Genomic DNA, 18,647 nt, shown 5'->3' with positions numbered 1-18,647 from the left:
GAATCGTCAATATACCAAGATCGCCTATTGCCAGAAATAATTTCCCGCAGACGACGCGGATTTTCGCAGATTGCTAAGTTGATCTACTTTGGTTGTACTGAATGTTAAACTGAATCAAATAGACTGATTATCTGTCGGCTGAAAACTGTGACTGAAAACTGTGACTGAAAACTGTGACTGAAAACTGTGACTGAAAACTGTCTTGGAAGCTATCACGCAAAGGTACTCAAAGGAAAAAAAAGGTTCACAAAGAAATAGTGCATATTTTCAACTTTGAATATTGATTTTCCCTCACATCATGCGGATTTCTTCAGATCACTAAGTACATATAACTCTGAAGATGCCATAAAACAGACTTATGATCTGCCAACTGAATATAGAAAACTGTGACTGAAAACTGCCGACTGAGGACTGAAAACTATCTTAAAAGCTATCACGCAAAGTTACTCAAAGGAAAAACAAAGGTTTACAAAGAAATAGTGCATGTTTTCAACTTTGAATATTGATTTTCCCGCAGACATCCGGATTTCTTCAGATTACTAAGCAGATATAAGTGCTGAAATAGCATAAAACAGACTGATGATCTGGACTGCCGACTGAAGACTGAAGACTGAAGACTGAAGACTAATTTTCAGCCTTAAATATCAAATATCAATCCTTGAACTTTCCTAACCTTGTCTCGCCTGAAAAATATTCATAAACATAAATGATCCCATTTTGCGGGCGCGGTTTTTAGCATTATCAGCATATTCGCCCTCAAAAAGTTCGTCGAGGGTTTCAAACCATAAATTCATCCACAATCCAAAATGCACTTGTGTAATGGCATTATCATTTTCACGATCCACTTCTATATGCACTTGCAAAGGATTCCCATGATAACGGTGTTCCAATTTTTTGGTCATGAACAAACTGCTTTCCCAAAATGTGGTCAAACGCTCAATATGTGCTTCCCAATCTTTTATAACCCGATTGAAAAAAGGCCCTAAAACAGGATCTTTTCTAACTTTTCGGTAAAATTCTGAGACGAGTACATATACATCCTCCCGATTTTCAATATCTTTTTTTTCCATTTTCAACTATCCCAAACGAATCATATTAATGATAAGAAACGTTGTGTGCACCAAAATTGTTACAATAAATAAATTGTAAATCACTTTTGGTTTCATTTGCGCATACAACGCACCATTATAAGCCATTGCAAAGCTAACCACTAATGCTAAATCTAAAAAACGAAATGTCTGAAAACTACTTTTAAGTATAAACATGGCTGCAACAGAACCCAAACAGCTTTGAAAAATAATACTCAACGGGACATATAAGGTTAAGTGCTCTTTGAAATCTTCCAATCCTTTAGTGTAAAGTGTCATAATTTCTTTTATTTCAGTGTTCACACAAAGTTCCTAAACGTTTCTTCGTATTTTTATGACTCAAATCATAAGGCCATGATCCCCGAAGACATCATTCAACAATTTGGAGCGAACTTAAAGAATTACGCAAAGGACCAAACCATTATCCGTGAAGGCGAGTTTGCCGAGTTCTATTTTCAGATTAAAACTGGACATGTCAAAATGTATAACCTTACAGAAGATGGAAAGGAATTTGTGCAAGGTTTTTTCAAAAAGGATGATTCTTTTGGCGAACCGCCGCTGTTTGGCGCTTTCAAATATCCCGCAACAGCATTGGCTCTTGATGCCTCAGAAATTTATATGCTTCCAAAAGTTTCTTTTTTTAAACTTCTAAAAACGCATCCTGATATTCATTTAAAGTTCACGAAATTGATTTGCAAGCGCATGGTTTATAAAGCGAAAATAGCGAGGGAAGTGTCCATTTATCCACCAGAACATCGCATTTTAACCTTATTGCACCACCTTAAAGGCAACTCCAAAACCGATAACAGCTTTGAAGTTCCTTTAACCCGGCAGCAAATTTCAGACTTAACAGGATTACGCGTTGAAACCGTCATCCGGGCCATTAAAAAACTAGAGAAGTCCGAAGCTTTAGCTATCATCGACCGAAAGGTTTTTATCTAAAAACGGCACTTATTCGCCCAGCTTTTTATAATGGAGCGACCTGATAGTTCAGATAGAAAACCAAAAACCCCAAATTCTTATTCGTATTTCTTATTTCTTCAGTAATTTAGCAGCATGATTTCAGTAGTTATTCTTGGCGCAGGCAATGTCGCAACACATTTATTCAACGCTTTTGATAAGTCCGATAAAATCACTGTTGCACAGTGGTATAATCGAAACATCGGCAGTCTTAAACCATACAAAAACAAGGTTGATATAACCGATGATTTGTCAAATTTAAAAGAGGCCGACATCTACATTATTGCCGTAAGTGATGATGCGATTGCTCGTTTATCCTCAAAATTACCTTTTGAAAACCGATTGGTCGTGCACACTTCAGGGACGGTTAACATTCATGATCTCGACAAAAAAAACCGTCGCGGTGTATTTTATCCCTTGCAAACCTTTAGCAAAGCCGCTCCCATAAAGTTTAGAAACGTGCCAATGTGCATTGAAGCATTGGACAAAACCGATTTTAAAACCTTAAAATCCTTAGCCAAGGCCATCGGCAGTAAAAGTCACAAAATCAATACCAATCAGAGGAAAACTTTACATTTAGCAGCTGTGTTTGTCAATAATTTCACAAATCAGTTGTACCGTGTAGCGCATGAAATTACCGAAGCTCAAGGCGTCGAGTTTGATATATTAAAACCTTTGATTTTAGAAACCGCAAAAAAAGTGCAAGATCTGTCCCCATATATGGCACAAACAGGACCTGCAAAACGCAACGATAAAAAAACAATAGAAAAACATTTAGAATTGTTGGATAACGAGCAGCATAAAGCTATTTATAAGCTCTTAACTGCAAGCATTCAAGAAACACATGGTGCTTCGACAAACTCAGCAACCGATTCTCAAAAAAAAATAAAATAAATGCAAGAAAAAAGTTATAAAGAATACCTCGAACACATTACTACTTTTGTATTTGACGTTGATGGCGTACTGACCGATGGTACGATTTTATTGACCTCTACGGGCGAAATGTTACGCACCATGCATACCAAAGATGGATTTGCGATGAAAACGGCAATCGATGCAGGGTTTAACCTGTGCATCATTTCTGGTGGCAGCAATGAAGGCGTGCGTTTGCGTTTAAACAAACTTGGAGTGACGGACGTCTATTTAGGCATCCACAATAAAATTGAGCAATTGAATGAATTTATGGACAAGCACCATATCAAGCCTGAAAACGTGCTTTATATGGGCGATGATATTCCAGATTATCCAGTCATGAAATTGGCTGGCTTGCCGGCCTGCCCACAAGATGCCGTTCCTGAAATTAAAACCATTTCAAAATACATTTCTCATAAAAAAGGTGGACAAGGCTGCGTTAGAGATGTGATTGAACAAGTGCTCAAGGTTCAAGGTAAATGGAATGGGAATTTTGATGCGAAGTATGATTGAGCTTGAAGCTTGAAGTTTGAAGCACGAAGCTTGAGTTAGAAGTTTAGCGGTTTAGAAGTTTAGAACCTGAGACTTCAAAACTCAACGTTCATCGTCGTTTAACAAAAGCCGATGACGGATGACGGATGACGGATGACGGATGACGGATGACGGATGACGGATGACGGATGATAAAAATAAAAAGATTCGTGCACTTGCCTGAACGGACGGGCAGGTTCGTGACCAACATTTTAGCATCATAACACCAAGCAAATTAACATCTTAATAACAAACATTTAAACAACAAACACTACAACACCCAACCCACACCTTGAGCATACTAAATTTAATCCGCTGGAAAAACCTTTTGATGATTGCCTTGGTGCAATTGCTCATCAAATACGCCTTATTTGACCCCTTCTTAAAAACGACAGAATTAACGATCACGCTCAATGCCTTCGGATTTGGTCTTTTAGTGTTGTCCTCACTTTGTATTGCAGCGGCAGGAAATATCATTAACGACATTTACGACGTAGAAACTGATTTGGTCAATAGACCATCAAAAGTGATCGTCGGAAAAAAGATTTCTGAAAAAACCGCCTACAACCTATTCATTACCTTCAACGTGGTTGGTGTGCTTATCGGATTTTATCTATCGAATCTGGTCGGAAGAAGTGGCTTTTTTGCCATTTTCGTGATCATTTCAGCTTTGCTTTATGTGTATGCCTCTTATTTAAAACAGACACTTTTATTAGGAAACATTGCCATTTCAATTTTGGTTGCCATGAGTATTTTAATTGTTGGTGTTTTCGAATTAATCCCCGTGATCACAACACAGAATCAAACAACCCAATTCACATTTTTCAAAATCCTTTTAGATTATGCCATCTTTGCTTTTCTAATCAATTTGGTGCGCGAAATCATTAAGGATTTAGAAGATGTTGACGGCGATTATAAATCTGGGATGAACACACTGCCTATCGTCATTGGGCGTGAAAGAACCTCCAAAGTTGCATTTATTCTTATCCTAATCCCGCTATTCGGCGCCATTTATTATGTGGCAACCTATTTGATCAAATTTGAGATCATTATCGCTTACTTCCTTATTTTGATTATCGCACCACTGATTTACATTGCGATTAAATCTTACGCTGCAAAAACAAAAAAACACTACCATCATATCAGCAATATGCTTAAATTAGTCATGATTTTTGGAATGTTATCTATGTTATTGTATCCGATTGTTTTAAAATAAAAGCAAGAATATTGTTGATTGAAGATTTTTGAAAATAGAAGCATGAAGATGGACGCGTGAAGTTTAAATACCGAAGATCGTCAACCGCCGACCGCCGACTGAGGACTGAAGACTGAGGACTGAAGACTGAGGACTGAAGACTGAAGACTACTCACCCATCCAAAGCTTCTGTGAAGGAGGGAAAACTACCGACTACCAACTAAAAACTAAATCATGCTCAACGATAAACTAAAAAACCATCACATTATTTTAGCCTCAGCATCGCCAAGGCGACAGCAATTTTTTAAAGATTTGGGCTTGGACTTCGAAATCCGATTAAAACCGGTGGATGAAGAATATCCGCAACGCTTAAGGCATTTTGAAATCAGCGATTATCTTGCTCAACTCAAAGCATTGCCTTTTAAAGATGAACTCAAACCCAACGACATCCTAATTACCAGTGATACGATTGTTTGGCACAACAACAAAGCTTTAGGAAAACCAAGAAATGCTTCAGAAGCCTTTGACATTATAAAATCGCTGAGCAATGCCACGCACGAAGTCATTACCTCCGTATGTTTTACGTCATCATTCTATGAAAAAACTGTAAATGCGGTTACAAAAGTGACCTTCAAAAACTTAACGGATGAGGAAATCAATTACTATATAGCCACCTGTAAACCTTTTGATAAAGCGGGTGCTTACGGCATTCAGGAATGGATTGGCCAAATTGGCGTTAAAAAAATTGAAGGTTCCTATTTTAATGTCATGGGATTGCCCACGCACCTGGTGTACCAAACCTTAAACGACATGGCCAAAAAAATATAGGATTGTATTTTCAATCAGAACTATTGGTCTCTGCATCAAATTTTATCCACAATTTCCTAGAAAGAATCCTCCATAAGTTGTCGTCGAGAAGCTGCTAAAACACTAACAAACAGCACTATGCGGTAAAAAACAATAAAACCAGACCATTGGAACAAGAATATCAATGACGATTTCGCTTTAAGAGAAAGCCTTGGTTTAAATTAAAATTATCGGTATTCTGTGTATCTTAGCATCTAATTTCACATCAAAAAGTTTATGTTTTTTCAAACCCATCAGCAAGCATTAATCACCACAGGATTTGTACTCCTTTTTTTACTGATTATTAGATATATTCTAAATAAACTCATTGGTAAAATCTCAAAAAAGAACGGTATTAATTTAGCGCGAACCCACTTAATGCAGCGCTATACAAGTGTCCTGCTTTTTATATTTGCGCTTTTATTTATTCCTTTTATTTTTGGAACACGAATACAGGATTTGGTCGTTCTTTTTTCTTCGGTATTTGCCGTCATTGGGATTGCTCTTTTTGCGATATGGTCCATACTAAGTAATATAACCTCAGGTGTTATTATGTTCCTTTCGTTTCCTTATAAAGTAGGCGATAAAATACAAATACATGATAAAGACGTTCCGCTTGAAGGTATTATTGAAGATATTAGAGCCTTTCAATTGCATTTAAGAACTGAAAACGGCGATTTAGTAACCTATCCCAACAATTTAATGCTTCAAAAAGCAGTGACGCTTATTAAAAAAGATGCTATTGATGAACTATTTGATGATGGAACGGATTTGATTTAAGAAATAAATAGACCTAGGATTACCTATTCACTTTCACTGTCATCTTATGGGATTAAATTCACTTTTTGCGTTAAATAAAGACTAAAACCGAAATTTGCGATTCTTCTTTTTTATATTTGAGGTTCTAGCTAATTTTCAAAAAATGTTCAAACCCTATTTACTCCTATTAATTAGTTTAATTTATTGCTTTTCTGCACAAGCCCAAAAACCCAAAAAACCAACCAGTTCAGAGATTTATCAGTCCATAGAGAAACTCAATTTCCTCGGATCTGTCCTCTACGTTGCCGCGCATCCCGACGATGAAAACACCAAACTTATTTCACATATGGCCAATGCTGTAAAGGCGCGCACGGCTTATCTATCATTAACTCGTGGCGATGGCGGACAAAATCTTATTGGAACAGAACTTGGTGACCTTTTAGGTGTTATCAGAACGCAAGAACTACTGGCTGCACGTAAAATTGACGGTGGCGAACAACTCTTTACAAGAGCTAATGACTTTGGATACTCCAAACATCCGGATGAAACTTTAGCCATCTGGAACGAAGACGAGGTATTGAGTGATGTCGTTTGGGCTATTCGTAAGTTTCAACCCGATATCATTATCAACCGATTTGACCATAGAAGTGCGGGATCAACGCACGGACATCATACCAGTTCCGCCCTATTAAGCATGGAAGCTTTTGATCTGGCGAGCGATAAATCAAAATTCCCCAATCAATTAAAATCAGTAGACGTTTGGCAAGCAAAACGTGAGTTTTTTAATACCTCTTGGTGGTTTTATGGCAGTCAGGAAAAGTTTGAAGCTGCCGATAAAACCGGTCAGTTTGCTGTGGAAGTGGGCGATTTCTATCCCGCACTCGGATTGTCAAATCCTGAAATTGCCGCCTTGAGCAGAAGCGCGCACAAATCGCAAGGTTTTGGAAATACAGGAACACGTGGTAGTGAAACCGAATATTTAGAGCTCGTAAAAGGCGATATGCCAAAAGACAAAAACAATATTTTTGATGATATTGATACCAGCTGGAATCGCGTAAAAGGCGGAAAACCGATTGGCATTCTATTGAAAGAAGTTCAGGATAATTATGATTTCAAAAATCCATCAGCGTCCCTTCCAAAATTGATTGAAGCTTACAAGCTGATTCAAAAAATTGACAATAGCCATTGGAAAACCATCAAATCAGAAGATCTCAAGAATGTGATTGCCGCTTGTATGGGTTTGTATTTGGAGGTCGCCGCTAACTCTAATACAGCCACTCCAAACGGTAAAGTAGATTTAAATTTGGAAGCCATCAATCGCAGTGCTCAAGACATTAAACTAATTTCAATTGTGCTATCTGATGGCACGAACCTTAAAAAAAACACGGACTTAAAATTTAATCAGTCCCAGCGTTTTAAATCACAAATAAACATTGCTGCATCTGCAAGCTACTCAACCCCTTACTGGCTGAATAATAAAGGCACTTTAGGAATGTATAACGTCGATCAACAAAATTTAATTGGACTGCCAGAGACACCCCGAAATATTACGGCGACGTTCAATATTTCGATGCATGGGGAAATATTATCCTATACAAGACCTGTCATCTACAAAACCAATGATCCAGTAAAAGGCGAAGTTTACAAACCGTTTGAAATTGTACCAGAAGTCTCCGCGTATATTTCTGAACCCGTGATCATTTTTGCCGACGACCAACAAAAAGACATCCAAGTGATCGTAAAAGCGAATCGTGAAAATCTGGAAGGCTTTGTGCAATTGGCACATCCGAAAGGTTGGAACGTTTATCCTGAAAAGCAAAATGTCGCTATTCTTCATAAAGGCCAAGAACAGACTTTAGTTTTTACGGTCATTCCACCAAAAAATCAGAGTGAAGGTCTATTATCGCCAATGGTTCATATCGGCAAGGAGATTTACACCAAAAAAATTGTAGAAATCAACTATGACCATATTCCGTTTCAAACCGTATTATTGCCCAATGAAAGCAAAATAGTGCGTCTGGACATCAAGAAAAGGGGCGAAAACATTGGATATATTGAAGGCGCAGGCGATCTTGTTCCTGAAAGTTTGAGGCAAATCGGCTATAATGTAGTGATCATCAAACCTGAAAATATTACTGCTGAAACTTTAAATCGATTTGACGCCATTGTTGTAGGCATTAGAGCCTATAATACGGTGGATGCCTTAAAATTTAAACAGAAACAACTCTTTGATTTTGTTGAGCAAGGTGGTAATTTAGTTGTTCAGTATAATACAAATGCAGGAATCATTGTTGATCAATTGGCGCCCTATCCTTTACAATTATCACGAGACCGTGTTACCAATGAAAATGCCGAAGTCAAATTCTTAAATCCCAATAGCGAACTGCTCAACTATCCGAATAAAATTACCCAAAAAGATTTTGAAGGTTGGGTGCAAGAACGCGGCCTCTATTTTCCGAATAAATGGTCAAAAGAGTTCACGCCAGTGTTATCTATGCATGACGAGGGCGAATCTCCACAAGAAGGCAGCCTACTAATCGCTAAATATGGAAAAGGTCATTATATTTATACGGGATTGAGTTTTTTCAGGGAATTTCCTGAAGGTGTCGCTGGCGCATTCCGTTTGTTTGCCAACATGCTTTCTGTCGGAAAAGAATCGATAAAAACCGACCAACAATTGAAAAACTAATCTTAAAATCGCAAACCTGTCAGGTTTTTTAAAAAATATATTTAATCGCTATTTCACAGAGATACGCTGAAAACACAGAGTCGCACGGAGAAATTGAAACGTATTCGCGTATTCGTGGCAAAAGAATAAAAACTATGCAAAAACAACCACCAAAAGAGCACTGGAAAAAATCATACACTTTAGTATTGGTTGCCAATGCTATCTATATCATTTTGTTTTACTTTATCACGAAATCCTTCTAAGATGCATACATTAGATTGGATTGTTCTTATTGGGACACTTTTTACTATTGTCGCCTATGGCACATGGAAAACCCGAGGCAGTAAAAACGTTGAAGATTTTCTTAAAGGCGGCAATGAAGCCAAATGGTGGACGATTGGCTTAAGCGTGATGGCAACGCAAGCCAGCGCCATTACCTTCCTTTCCACGCCTGGACAAGCATTTCATGACGGCATGGGCTTTGTGCAATTTTACTTCGGATTGCCAATTGCCATGGTCATCATCTGTTTGGTCTTTATCCCCTTATATCATCGACTCAAAGTTTATACGGCTTATGAGTTTTTAGAAAATCGGTTTGATCTCAAAACCCGAAGTCTGACGGCTATTTTGTTTTTGATTCAACGCGGATTGGCCGCAGGAATTACTATTTACGCACCGGCGATTATCCTCTCCGCTGTTTTAGGCTGGAATTTGAATTTACTCATCATCGCTATCGGGATTTTGGTCATCATCTATACCGTTTCAGGCGGTACAAAAGCAGTGAATATTACTCAAAAACAACAGATGGCCGTGATTTTCACGGGGATGTTTATCGCCTTCTTTTTAATTGTCAGCTATCTACCAGACAATATCACATTTACCAAAGCCTTGCATATTGCAGGCGCCAGCGGGAAAATGGACATCCTCGATTTTTCTTTTGATTTCAATAATCGTTACACGTTTTGGAGTGGTATTATCGGCGGAACGTTTTTGGCCCTCTCCTATTTTGGTACAGATCAAAGCCAGGTGCAACGCTATCTTTCAGGGAAATCGATAAAAGAGATGCAAATGGGCTTGATTTTCAACGGACTTTTGAAAGTCCCCATGCAGTTTTTCATCTTATTGGTCGGCGTAATGGTTTTTGTGTTTTACCAATTTAACCCTTCCCCTATCAATTTTAATCCTGCAGCGACAGAAACGGTCATGAATTCTTCCTACGCCGAAGAATACATGCAGTTACAAAACGAACAAAATCATATTTTTCAAAGGAAACAGGAGTTGCTAAACGCTTACGCGGACAACAAATCTGAAGTGATAGCGAACCAAATTGCGTTATTCAATGATGGCGATCGAGTGAATCGAAATGCCGCTAAAGAGTTAATTGACAAGGCAAACATCGAAAACACCCTTAGGGTGGAAACCAACGATAAGGATTATGTGTTTATTCACTTTATTTTAAACAATCTACCACGGGGTTTGATTGGTTTGTTATTGGCCGTTATTTTAAGCGCTGCCATGTCCAGTACCGCGAGCGAATTAAATGCGTTGGCATCAACGACGACCATGGATCTTTATAAACGCAGCTTTGTGGGAAATGAAGATGAACACCATTACTTGAAAGCCTCAAAATGGTTTACTTTAGGATGGGGGATTCTAGCTATTGCCATTGCGTCAGTAGCCTATTTGGCGGATAATTTAATTCAATTGGTCAATATTATCGGTTCCATTTTCTATGGAAATGTTTTGGGAATTTTCCTATTGGCATTCTTTTTTAAATATGTGAAAGGTAATGCGGTTTTTATGGCAGCTTTAATCACACAAGCGATTGTTATCGCAGGCTGGTGGTATGATTGGATGCCTTATTTATGGCTGAATTTATTCGGGTGCGCCCTTGTTATTGGAATTTCTTTTATTCTTCAAACCCTTAATCCATTATCACGTCATGAAAACATCTAAAACCATACGCTGGGGAATTATCGGACTTGGTAAAATTGCCAACAAATTCGCTCAAGACATTCAAAATGTAGAAAATTGTCAACTATATGCTGTAGCTTCAAGGCATCAGGAAAAAGCAAATTCGTTCGCCAAACAATATAATGCCATCAAAGCTTATGGCGATTACGATAGCTTGGCTGCCGATCCTAATATCGATGCTATTTATATTGCGACGCCACACAGTTCTCATAAAGAATACACGCTATTGTGCCTGAATCATAAAAAAGCAGTGTTGTGTGAGAAACCTTTGGCCATGAATATTCAGGAAGTTGAAGACATGATTACTGTTGCTAAAACCAACAATGTCCTGCTGATGGAAGCCCTTTGGACTTATTTTTTACCACATTACCAATTTGTTTTAAATGAATTGAAGTCAGGAAAATTTGGTGCAATTACAAAACTTGAAGCCGATTTTGGATTTCTACCCAAATTCGATAGTACTTCTCGGGTTTTCGACAAATCCCTTGGTGGCGGCAGTTTATTGGATATTGGCATCTACCCTATTTTTGCTGCGCTGTCTACCTTAGGAAAACCTATTGATGTAGACGCCAAAGCTGTTTTTTTTGATAATGGTGCCGATGCCTCTTGTGATATTATTTTCAATTATTATAATGGTGTGAAAGCCTTTTTAAAATCCACGCTTTTAGAACAAACGCCCACTGAAGCTATTTTTTATTGCGAAAAAGGCATCATTAAAATCAATTCGAGATTTCATGCACCTTCTACGGTAACCGTTACGTTTGATGGGAAGGAAGCCACGCATGACTTTGGCTATAACACCATTGGTTACAATTTCGAAATTCAACATTTCAATGATCTACTTAGAAACGGGAAAACCGAAAGCCCAATTATGTCCTACGATTTCAGTCGGAATTTGATGTTGATTTTGGATGATGTCAGACATCTGATTGGCTTGAAATATGAATAACCCACCATTGGAGGCCTAAAATGATGTCATGCCAAATGGTAGAGTCACAACATATTGTGACTCTACTGTTAAATTTTGTTTAATGTAATCACAGAAATGTTAAACATTTCATATCTTTACATTCAAATTAGAATCATGGCAAAAAAGAAATCTATTTCGGATCAAAACATTATTTCCTTTTACATGGATTATGTTTTAGAACATGGCGCACAACCCAAATCAGTTTACATATTCACAAAGAATAATGACTTTGACGAATCGAAGTTCTATGAACATTTTGCATCTTTTGAAGCCATTGAAAAGCACGTATTTAAAGTCTTTTTTGATAACACTTTAAAGGTATTGCTTGCCAGTGAAGATTATCAATCTTTTGATGCGCGCAACAAATTGTTAAGCTTCTACTTTACATTTTTCGAAAATTTGACGGCCAATAGAAGTTATGTTCTTTTCGCTCTTAAGCAACATAAAAATAGCATGAAAGGAATGGCCGCCTTATCTGAATTGAGAAAATCATTTACCACTTATATCGACAGTTTAGATATTGAAACTTTGGATATCAAAGAAGAACGCATCGATAAACTTCAACAGCGCGCCATTCAAGAATCGGCGTGGATTCAGTTGTTGTTAACTATGAAGTTTTGGATGGACGACACCTCTGCTTCTTTTGAAAAAACAGATATTTTTATTGAAAAATCAGTCAACACGGGCTTTGATGTCCTCAATATTGCGCCCTTAAAAAGCGTTATCGACCTTGGTAAATTTCTCTTCAAGGAAAAAATGCAAACGAAATAGATGAAAACGATCGATAAAATTCCCACCTCGAAAATTCAAAGAGCCTCTAAATTAGTGTCTACAGGTGCTAAAGTCGGTGTCAATTATCTCAAATATTATGGCGATAAATTGACGAAAACTGAAGACGAAGCACGTTCAAGACTCAATGAAAACAATGCTGACGACATTTATGACAGCTTAAAACAGCTTAAAGGAAGTGCGCTTAAAGTTGCACAAATGCTGAGCATGGAAAAAAGCATCATGCCCCAGGCCTATGTTGAGAAATTTTCATTGGCTCAGTTTTCTGTGCCGCCCTTATCGCCACCATTGGTTCTAAAAACTTTTAAAACCTATTTTGGGAAATTACCCAATGAACTTTATGATTCCTTCAACACAACTTCAGTAAACGCTGCGAGCATTGGACAAGTCCATGTTGCAGAAAAATGCGGGAAAAAACTTGCTGTGAAAATCCAATACCCTGGAGTTGCCCAAAGTATTTCGTCTGACCTCGCGCTTGTAAAGCCTATTGCCATGAAAATGTTTAACATTAAAGGCAAAGATTCAGACAAGTATTTTAAGGAAGTTGAAGGAAAACTCATTGAGGAAACAAATTATATATTAGAAATGAAGCAAAGCAAAGAGATTGCTGCTGCGTGTTCGCACATTCCTAATCTTTTGTTTCCTCAATATTATGAGGAATTATCTTCGGAACGCATCATTACCATGGATTATATGGAAGGCGAACATTTATCAGAGTTTACCGCCTATAATACCAATCAGGAATTCTCGAATAAGTTAGGACAAGCGCTTTGGGATTTTTATATGTTCCAAATTCATAAGTTGAAAAAAGTGCACGCCGATCCGCATCCTGGAAACTTTTTAGTGTCTAAAGAACACAATTTAATTGCTTTAGATTTTGGCTGCATGAAAACCATTCCTGACGATTTTTATGTACCATATTTTGAATTGGCAAAACCAGAAAACATTTCCAATAAAGCTTTTTTCATCGAAAAATTATACCAATTAGAAATTTTACGAGAAGACGATTCCAAAGAAGAAGCCGAGTTTTTCACAGAGATGTTTCATGAATTACTGAGTTTGTTTACCCAACCCTTTCATTCGGAGACCTTTGACTTTTCGGCTGCTGAGTTTTTTGGTAAAATAACCGAATTGGGCCAACGCTATTCAAAAAGCACCGAACTGCGCAAAATGAATGGCAATCGAGGCTCCAAACATTTCATCTATATGAACCGAACGTTTTTTGGGCTATATAATTTAATGTTCGATTTAAAGGCCAAAGACATTAAAATCAACAATTACATCAATTTTTAATGCCACATTTCAGTCAGTAGGATATCATGAGATTTCTATTGCATAAACCTATTCAAAAGTTAGATTTATATATTTTATGAAGGAAAAACTGCAGTAATCAATGGTTTGGACGTGTTTACAATTCCTAGGCTCAAAACCGATTTGTGATATCAAATGCCCAAATTAGAATTGAATCTCTGAAGTAGATCAAATGGCAAATTCATTTATTGCAATTTTTTAAAACCTACGACCTATTTCGAACGTTCCAAATACTAAAAAAATCCTTTAATCTTCCTTGATAAATCGTTGTTCATAGACCCTGATTAAATTTAAATTTCGTTTGTATTGCTTTATTTCAAATAAAAGATATCTTTATATTTTTAAGTCCCCAAAACGAAATCAAACTTGATCAAACTCCAACCATATTCAGGGTTATTCTCACCTGTTGACTCTACGATTTACGAGTTGTTTCGTTCTAAACTCTACGATGGAGTCTGGTTTGCTGAAAAATCACAGCCAGATATATTCAATATCAGTGAAAATTTCAAAACTCTATTAGACTATAAACCAACAGATTCCGTTGCATGGAATGACCTTATATCCCCTCAAGATTTACCGGGTTTTACTGAACAAATCCAGAACATTTCTAATACGGAATATACAAGTTGCACAGACATCCGATTTATTCATAAAAATGGCAACCATTTATGGATGCAAACTCATATCTATTCAAAATCTATTCCTGATCAAATACAGCGCTATGTATTCATAGCATTTAAGGATATTACCGATCAAAAAAACCACGAGTTAAAAGTTAAACGCCAACAACTGAGAGATAATGACATTTTAAATGGGAGTGGTATCGGTACTTGGGAGTACAATTTGATTACTGAAAAAGTGGTATTTAATGAAAGTTGTGCAAAAATCATTGGTTACACTTTAAAAGAACTTAATGAGAAGGAAAGTAATTTTTGGGATAATTTGACACATCCTGATGATTTAAAAAGAACACGACACCTTATCAATGAACATATTACTCAAAAATCATCGGGTTTTAAAAACGAAGTCCGGGTTAAACATAAGGATGGCCATTGGGTTTGGGTAATGGATATTGGAAAAGTGTTAAGTTATACTGAAGATGGTCAGCCCGAATGGTTAGGCGGGATTCATTATGCCATTACAGAGAGAAAAAATGGAGAACTTTTGGTTCAACAATATAAAGACTTATTAGAAGATGTTAATGAGGCTGCAGAAATTGGAATTTGGGAAGTCGACTTAAAAACGAACCAAGTCAATTGTAGTGATGAAATAAAGAAAATATTTGGAGTTCCTTTGTTTTTTGATTTGAAACTTGATGATGTCGTAGGTTTTATGAAAGAAGGGAAAAGTCGTCAAAAGATGATTGACTCCATAAAAAACGCCCTCGAAGAAGGAGAAAATTACAATATTGAAATTGAAATTATTACTGTTGATAAAAAGACGTTATGGTGTCGTGCCATTGGCATATCAGAATTCAATAATGGCGAATGCACACGTTATTATGGTTTTTTTCAAAACATTCATGATAAAGTAATCGCTACAAAAGAACTCGCACTCAAAGAAGAACTTTTCAGAAAAACCTTTTCCCATGCCGCTGTTGGCATGGCCGTCATTGATTTAAAAGGGAGCATTTCCAAAGTAAATAAAAGTTTATGCAATTATTTAGGCTATTCGAATAAACAGCTTTTAGAAAAAAACTTTGACCAATTTTCCCATCCGCTGGACAAAGACCTGAGCGACAAATTTATTGCCGAACTTTTATTGGGCAAACGTGAAAGTTTTCAATTGGACAAACGCTACATCCATAAAGATGGCAGCATCCTTTGGGGTCATATTTCGGTGTCATCAGTTCGCAATGAAATGGGCCGAATTACCTATTTCGTGGTACAGGTACAGGATATTACCGAGCGCAAGAAAAATGAATTACTGCTTATTAATTATAAGGATTTATTGGAGCGGTCCAATGCCGTCGCCAAAATTGGTTCTTGGGAAATTGACGTTAATAACTACAATGTCAGTTGGAGCAGTTCCTTAAATACAATTTTGAATACTCGAAAGGATTTCACGCCTACCTTTTTTGAATTCATCGATTATTTTATAGCTGAAGAACATAGAAAGGACGCCATTTTAACCGTTAAAAACGCCTTAGAGAAAGGTATGAGTTTTGATATTCAAATTCTAGCCAACGCTAATGATAGTGATCCGAAATGGGTACGAATGATTGGCATCTCAGAGTTTGAAGATAATCACTGTAAACGATTATATGGCCTAATTCAGGATATCGATGCAATCAAAAAAGCCCAGTGTGAAATCATCATCAAGGAAGAACAATGGCGCACGACTTTCAATCACGCCAACGTAGGCATGTCATTGATCAATTTTAATGGCGAAGCTTATAAGGTCAATCCAAGTCTTTCTGATATGTTTGGGTACACCATTAAAGAAATGCAATCAATGCGAATCAAGGATATTTCTTTAGAGGAAGATTTCGAAAAGAATATTGAAATGATGTCGAAGTTGATGGATGGCACTATAGAAAATTTCAGTCAAGAGATGCGTTTTATTCATAAAAACGGAAATGTTATTTGGGCCAATGTTTCCGTTTCTTCGGTAAAAAACGACTTTAATCGGTTTACCCATATGGTGGCTCAATTGGTGGATATTACAGAATCAAAAACCAATGAAATCCTGTTAAAAAAGTACAAAGATCTTTTGGAACGCTCAAATAAAGTAGCCAAGATTGGTTCATGGGAACTCAACCCAGAAAATCACATGTTATATTGGAGTGAAAACCTCAAACGCTTGCTTGGCAACAAAGAGTATAAGGCGCATAATTTCAGTGATTCAATCATTGATTATGTACTTGAAGAAAATCATGAAAAGATGGCGTATTTATTAAATAACGCCATGCAAAATGGTCATAGTTTTGATTTTGAGTTGCAATTAAAAACGGCATCAGGGCTGCGCTGGATGCGCATGATTGGTATTTCAAATTTCAAGAATGGCATTTGTAAATCAGTACATGGATTGGTTCAGGATATTGAGGAGTTTAAAAGTGCAGAATTGGAGATATTATTGCGAGAAGAAGAGTTTAGACAAACCTTTTGGCATGCACCCATCGGAATGGTATTACTGGATTTAAACGGCAAAATAGCCCGGGTTAACCCAGGTATGTGCGAAACTTTGGGGTATTCTGAAAAAGAAATGCTTGCTATTAATAAAAGTGAATTATCACATCCTGACGATTTAGAAGAGACAAATAAACTTACCCAACAACTTTTAAGCGGAGAACTCGAAAGTTTTCAGCAAGAAAAACGATACTTCCACAAAAACGGAAATTTAATTTGGACCATTCTCTCAATGTCTTCCGTCAAAAACGATAAAGGACAAACGACCCATTTTGTTTGTCAGGTCAGTAATATTACACGCGAAAAACTACTCACAGAAAGCTTGACAGAACACAATAACCGCCTCCAGAATTACGCACACATTGTATCACACAATTTAAGATCCCATACGGGTAACTTATCGATGTTGTTGGAGTTGAGCGAAATGAATCATAAGTCAGGTTTTGAAGATGAGCTTTTTGAACATATCAAATCGGCATCAAACAACATGTGCGAAACCGTTAACCATTTGAGCGAAATTGTTGAAATTCAAAATCTCATCAAAAACACATTGGTTCCAATTAATTTAAGAAAACGGGTCAAAAAATCACTGCAGAATATTCGGACAGCGGTCAGTCAGGTTAATGGTGAAGTCGTGCTGAAGGTCAATAAAGAATTGGTTATTTATGGCATTTCTTCCTATGTTGACAGCGTCATCCTGAATATACTGACCAATGCTATAAAATATAAATCTCCCCATCGACTTTTAGTGATCGACATTCGTGCCACAAAGATTAAAGGTTATATGGCTTTAAGTATTGCAGACAATGGATTGGGAATTGATTTGGAGCAGCATGGCGCAAAGATTTTCGGCATGTACAAAACCTTTCATGATCATAAAAATGCCAGGGGAATAGGATTATTTATAAGTAAAAACCAAATTGAAGCTATGGGTGGATCCATCGAAGTTGAAAGCCAACCTAACATAGGCAGTACATTCACTATATATTTTAAAGATGAAGACAATTAATACAATATGCATTATTGATGATGATCCCATCTTTAGATTTGGAACAAGAAAAATGATGGAAAACGTCCATTTATCGTTGGATTTTTTAATCTATAAAAATGGAAAGGAAGCCTTTGATGATTTACTACCTAAATTATGGGAGGACACCAATCTGCCGGACGTCATTCTTTTGGATCTGAATATGCCAATTATGGATGGATGGCAGTTTCTGGATGAACTTGTCAAAATTCCTAATGCAGAAAGAATTCCGATTTATATTGTCAGCTCCTCAGTGGATAGGCGCGATATTGATAAAGCCAAAACCTATAAAATTGTCAATAATTACATTATAAAACCCTTTTCAGTGGCTAAAATTAAAGATTTAATCGAGGAGTTGACCAAAACAAATTGACCTTCCTAATTTTAAACCTGACATTCTTTTAAATAGCAACTGCAAAACCACCTAAATAGCAACTGCAAAACCATACGTTTCTTACGATTTGATCTAAATTTATAGACAGGGCTGTT

15 protein-coding genes are annotated in these 18,647 nt (G+C 37.1%); 13 read left to right on the top strand and 2 right to left on the bottom strand.

Going from position 1 to position 18,647, the window contains the following annotated elements; translation table 11 throughout:
- Positions 1-668: 668 nt before the first annotated feature.
- Together ACOH2D_RS08200 and ACOH2D_RS08195 are read right to left on the bottom strand one after the other, a co-directional pair.
- Positions 669-1,070, bottom strand: a complete 402-nt coding sequence (locus ACOH2D_RS08200; RefSeq protein WP_449534927.1) for a group III truncated hemoglobin — start codon at positions 1,068-1,070, stop codon at positions 669-671.
- 6 nt (positions 1,071-1,076) lie between these two features.
- Positions 1,077-1,367 (bottom strand): hypothetical protein, encoded by a 291-nt coding sequence (locus ACOH2D_RS08195; RefSeq protein ID WP_348037597.1) that lies wholly within the window; start codon positions 1,365-1,367, stop codon positions 1,077-1,079.
- A gap of 75 nt (positions 1,368-1,442) precedes the next feature.
- Between ACOH2D_RS08195 and ACOH2D_RS08190 the strand changes: the two genes are divergently transcribed.
- From ACOH2D_RS08190 to ACOH2D_RS08130, 13 genes are all read left to right on the top strand, one after another.
- Positions 1,443-2,030, top strand: a complete 588-nt coding sequence (locus tag ACOH2D_RS08190) for a Crp/Fnr family transcriptional regulator (RefSeq protein ID WP_449534926.1) — start codon at positions 1,443-1,445, stop codon at positions 2,028-2,030.
- 114 nt (positions 2,031-2,144) lie between these two features.
- A complete protein-coding gene (locus tag ACOH2D_RS08185) occupies positions 2,145-2,942 on the top strand; it encodes a Rossmann-like and DUF2520 domain-containing protein (protein ID WP_449534925.1) in 798 nt (265 codons plus the stop codon).
- The gene (locus ACOH2D_RS08180) at positions 2,943-3,473 is read left to right on the top strand and encodes a KdsC family phosphatase (protein WP_449534924.1); all 531 of its coding nucleotides are present in this window, start codon (positions 2,943-2,945) and stop codon (positions 3,471-3,473) included.
- 310 nt (positions 3,474-3,783) lie between these two features.
- On the top strand, positions 3,784-4,707 hold the full coding sequence (locus ACOH2D_RS08175) for a geranylgeranylglycerol-phosphate geranylgeranyltransferase (RefSeq protein ID WP_348037610.1): 924 nt from the start codon (positions 3,784-3,786) through the stop codon (positions 4,705-4,707).
- A 213-nt stretch (positions 4,708-4,920) separates the two neighbouring features.
- A complete protein-coding gene (locus ACOH2D_RS08170) occupies positions 4,921-5,514 on the top strand; it encodes a Maf-like protein (RefSeq protein ID WP_348037612.1) in 594 nt (197 codons plus the stop codon).
- Between the two features lie 255 nt (positions 5,515-5,769).
- Positions 5,770-6,312, top strand: a complete 543-nt coding sequence (locus ACOH2D_RS08165) for a mechanosensitive ion channel domain-containing protein (RefSeq protein ID WP_348037614.1) — start codon at positions 5,770-5,772, stop codon at positions 6,310-6,312.
- Positions 6,313-6,454: 142 nt separating this feature from the next.
- A complete protein-coding gene (locus ACOH2D_RS08160) occupies positions 6,455-8,980 on the top strand; it encodes a PIG-L family deacetylase (protein ID WP_449534923.1) in 2,526 nt (841 codons plus the stop codon).
- Between the two features lie 243 nt (positions 8,981-9,223).
- Positions 9,224-10,915 carry a sodium:solute symporter family protein gene (locus ACOH2D_RS08155; RefSeq protein WP_348036065.1) on the top strand — a complete coding sequence of 564 codons (1,692 nt, stop codon included), beginning with the start codon at positions 9,224-9,226 and terminating at the stop codon, positions 10,913-10,915.
- Positions 10,902-11,882 (top strand): Gfo/Idh/MocA family protein, encoded by a 981-nt coding sequence (locus tag ACOH2D_RS08150; protein ID WP_449534922.1) that lies wholly within the window; start codon positions 10,902-10,904, stop codon positions 11,880-11,882. Before ACOH2D_RS08155 ends, ACOH2D_RS08150 begins: the two co-directional genes overlap by 14 nt.
- Positions 11,883-12,017: 135 nt before the next feature.
- Positions 12,018-12,674, top strand: a complete 657-nt coding sequence (locus tag ACOH2D_RS08145) for a TetR family transcriptional regulator C-terminal domain-containing protein (protein ID WP_449534921.1) — start codon at positions 12,018-12,020, stop codon at positions 12,672-12,674.
- Positions 12,675-13,985 (top strand): ABC1 kinase family protein, encoded by a 1,311-nt coding sequence (locus ACOH2D_RS08140; protein WP_348036068.1) that lies wholly within the window; start codon positions 12,675-12,677, stop codon positions 13,983-13,985. It abuts the gene before it with no gap.
- A gap of 384 nt (positions 13,986-14,369) precedes the next feature.
- Positions 14,370-18,140: a PAS domain S-box protein gene (locus tag ACOH2D_RS08135; protein WP_449534920.1), complete on the top strand. Its 3,771-nt coding sequence runs from the start codon at positions 14,370-14,372 to the stop codon at positions 18,138-18,140.
- The gene (locus ACOH2D_RS08130) at positions 18,127-18,531 is read left to right on the top strand and encodes a response regulator (protein WP_348036070.1); all 405 of its coding nucleotides are present in this window, start codon (positions 18,127-18,129) and stop codon (positions 18,529-18,531) included. Before ACOH2D_RS08135 ends, ACOH2D_RS08130 begins: the two co-directional genes overlap by 14 nt.
- The last annotated feature ends 116 nt before the right edge of the window (positions 18,532-18,647 follow it).

It is taken from the genome of Gelidibacter sp., from assembly GCF_053579655.1.
This window is presented reverse-complemented; position numbering and strand designations above follow the sequence as displayed.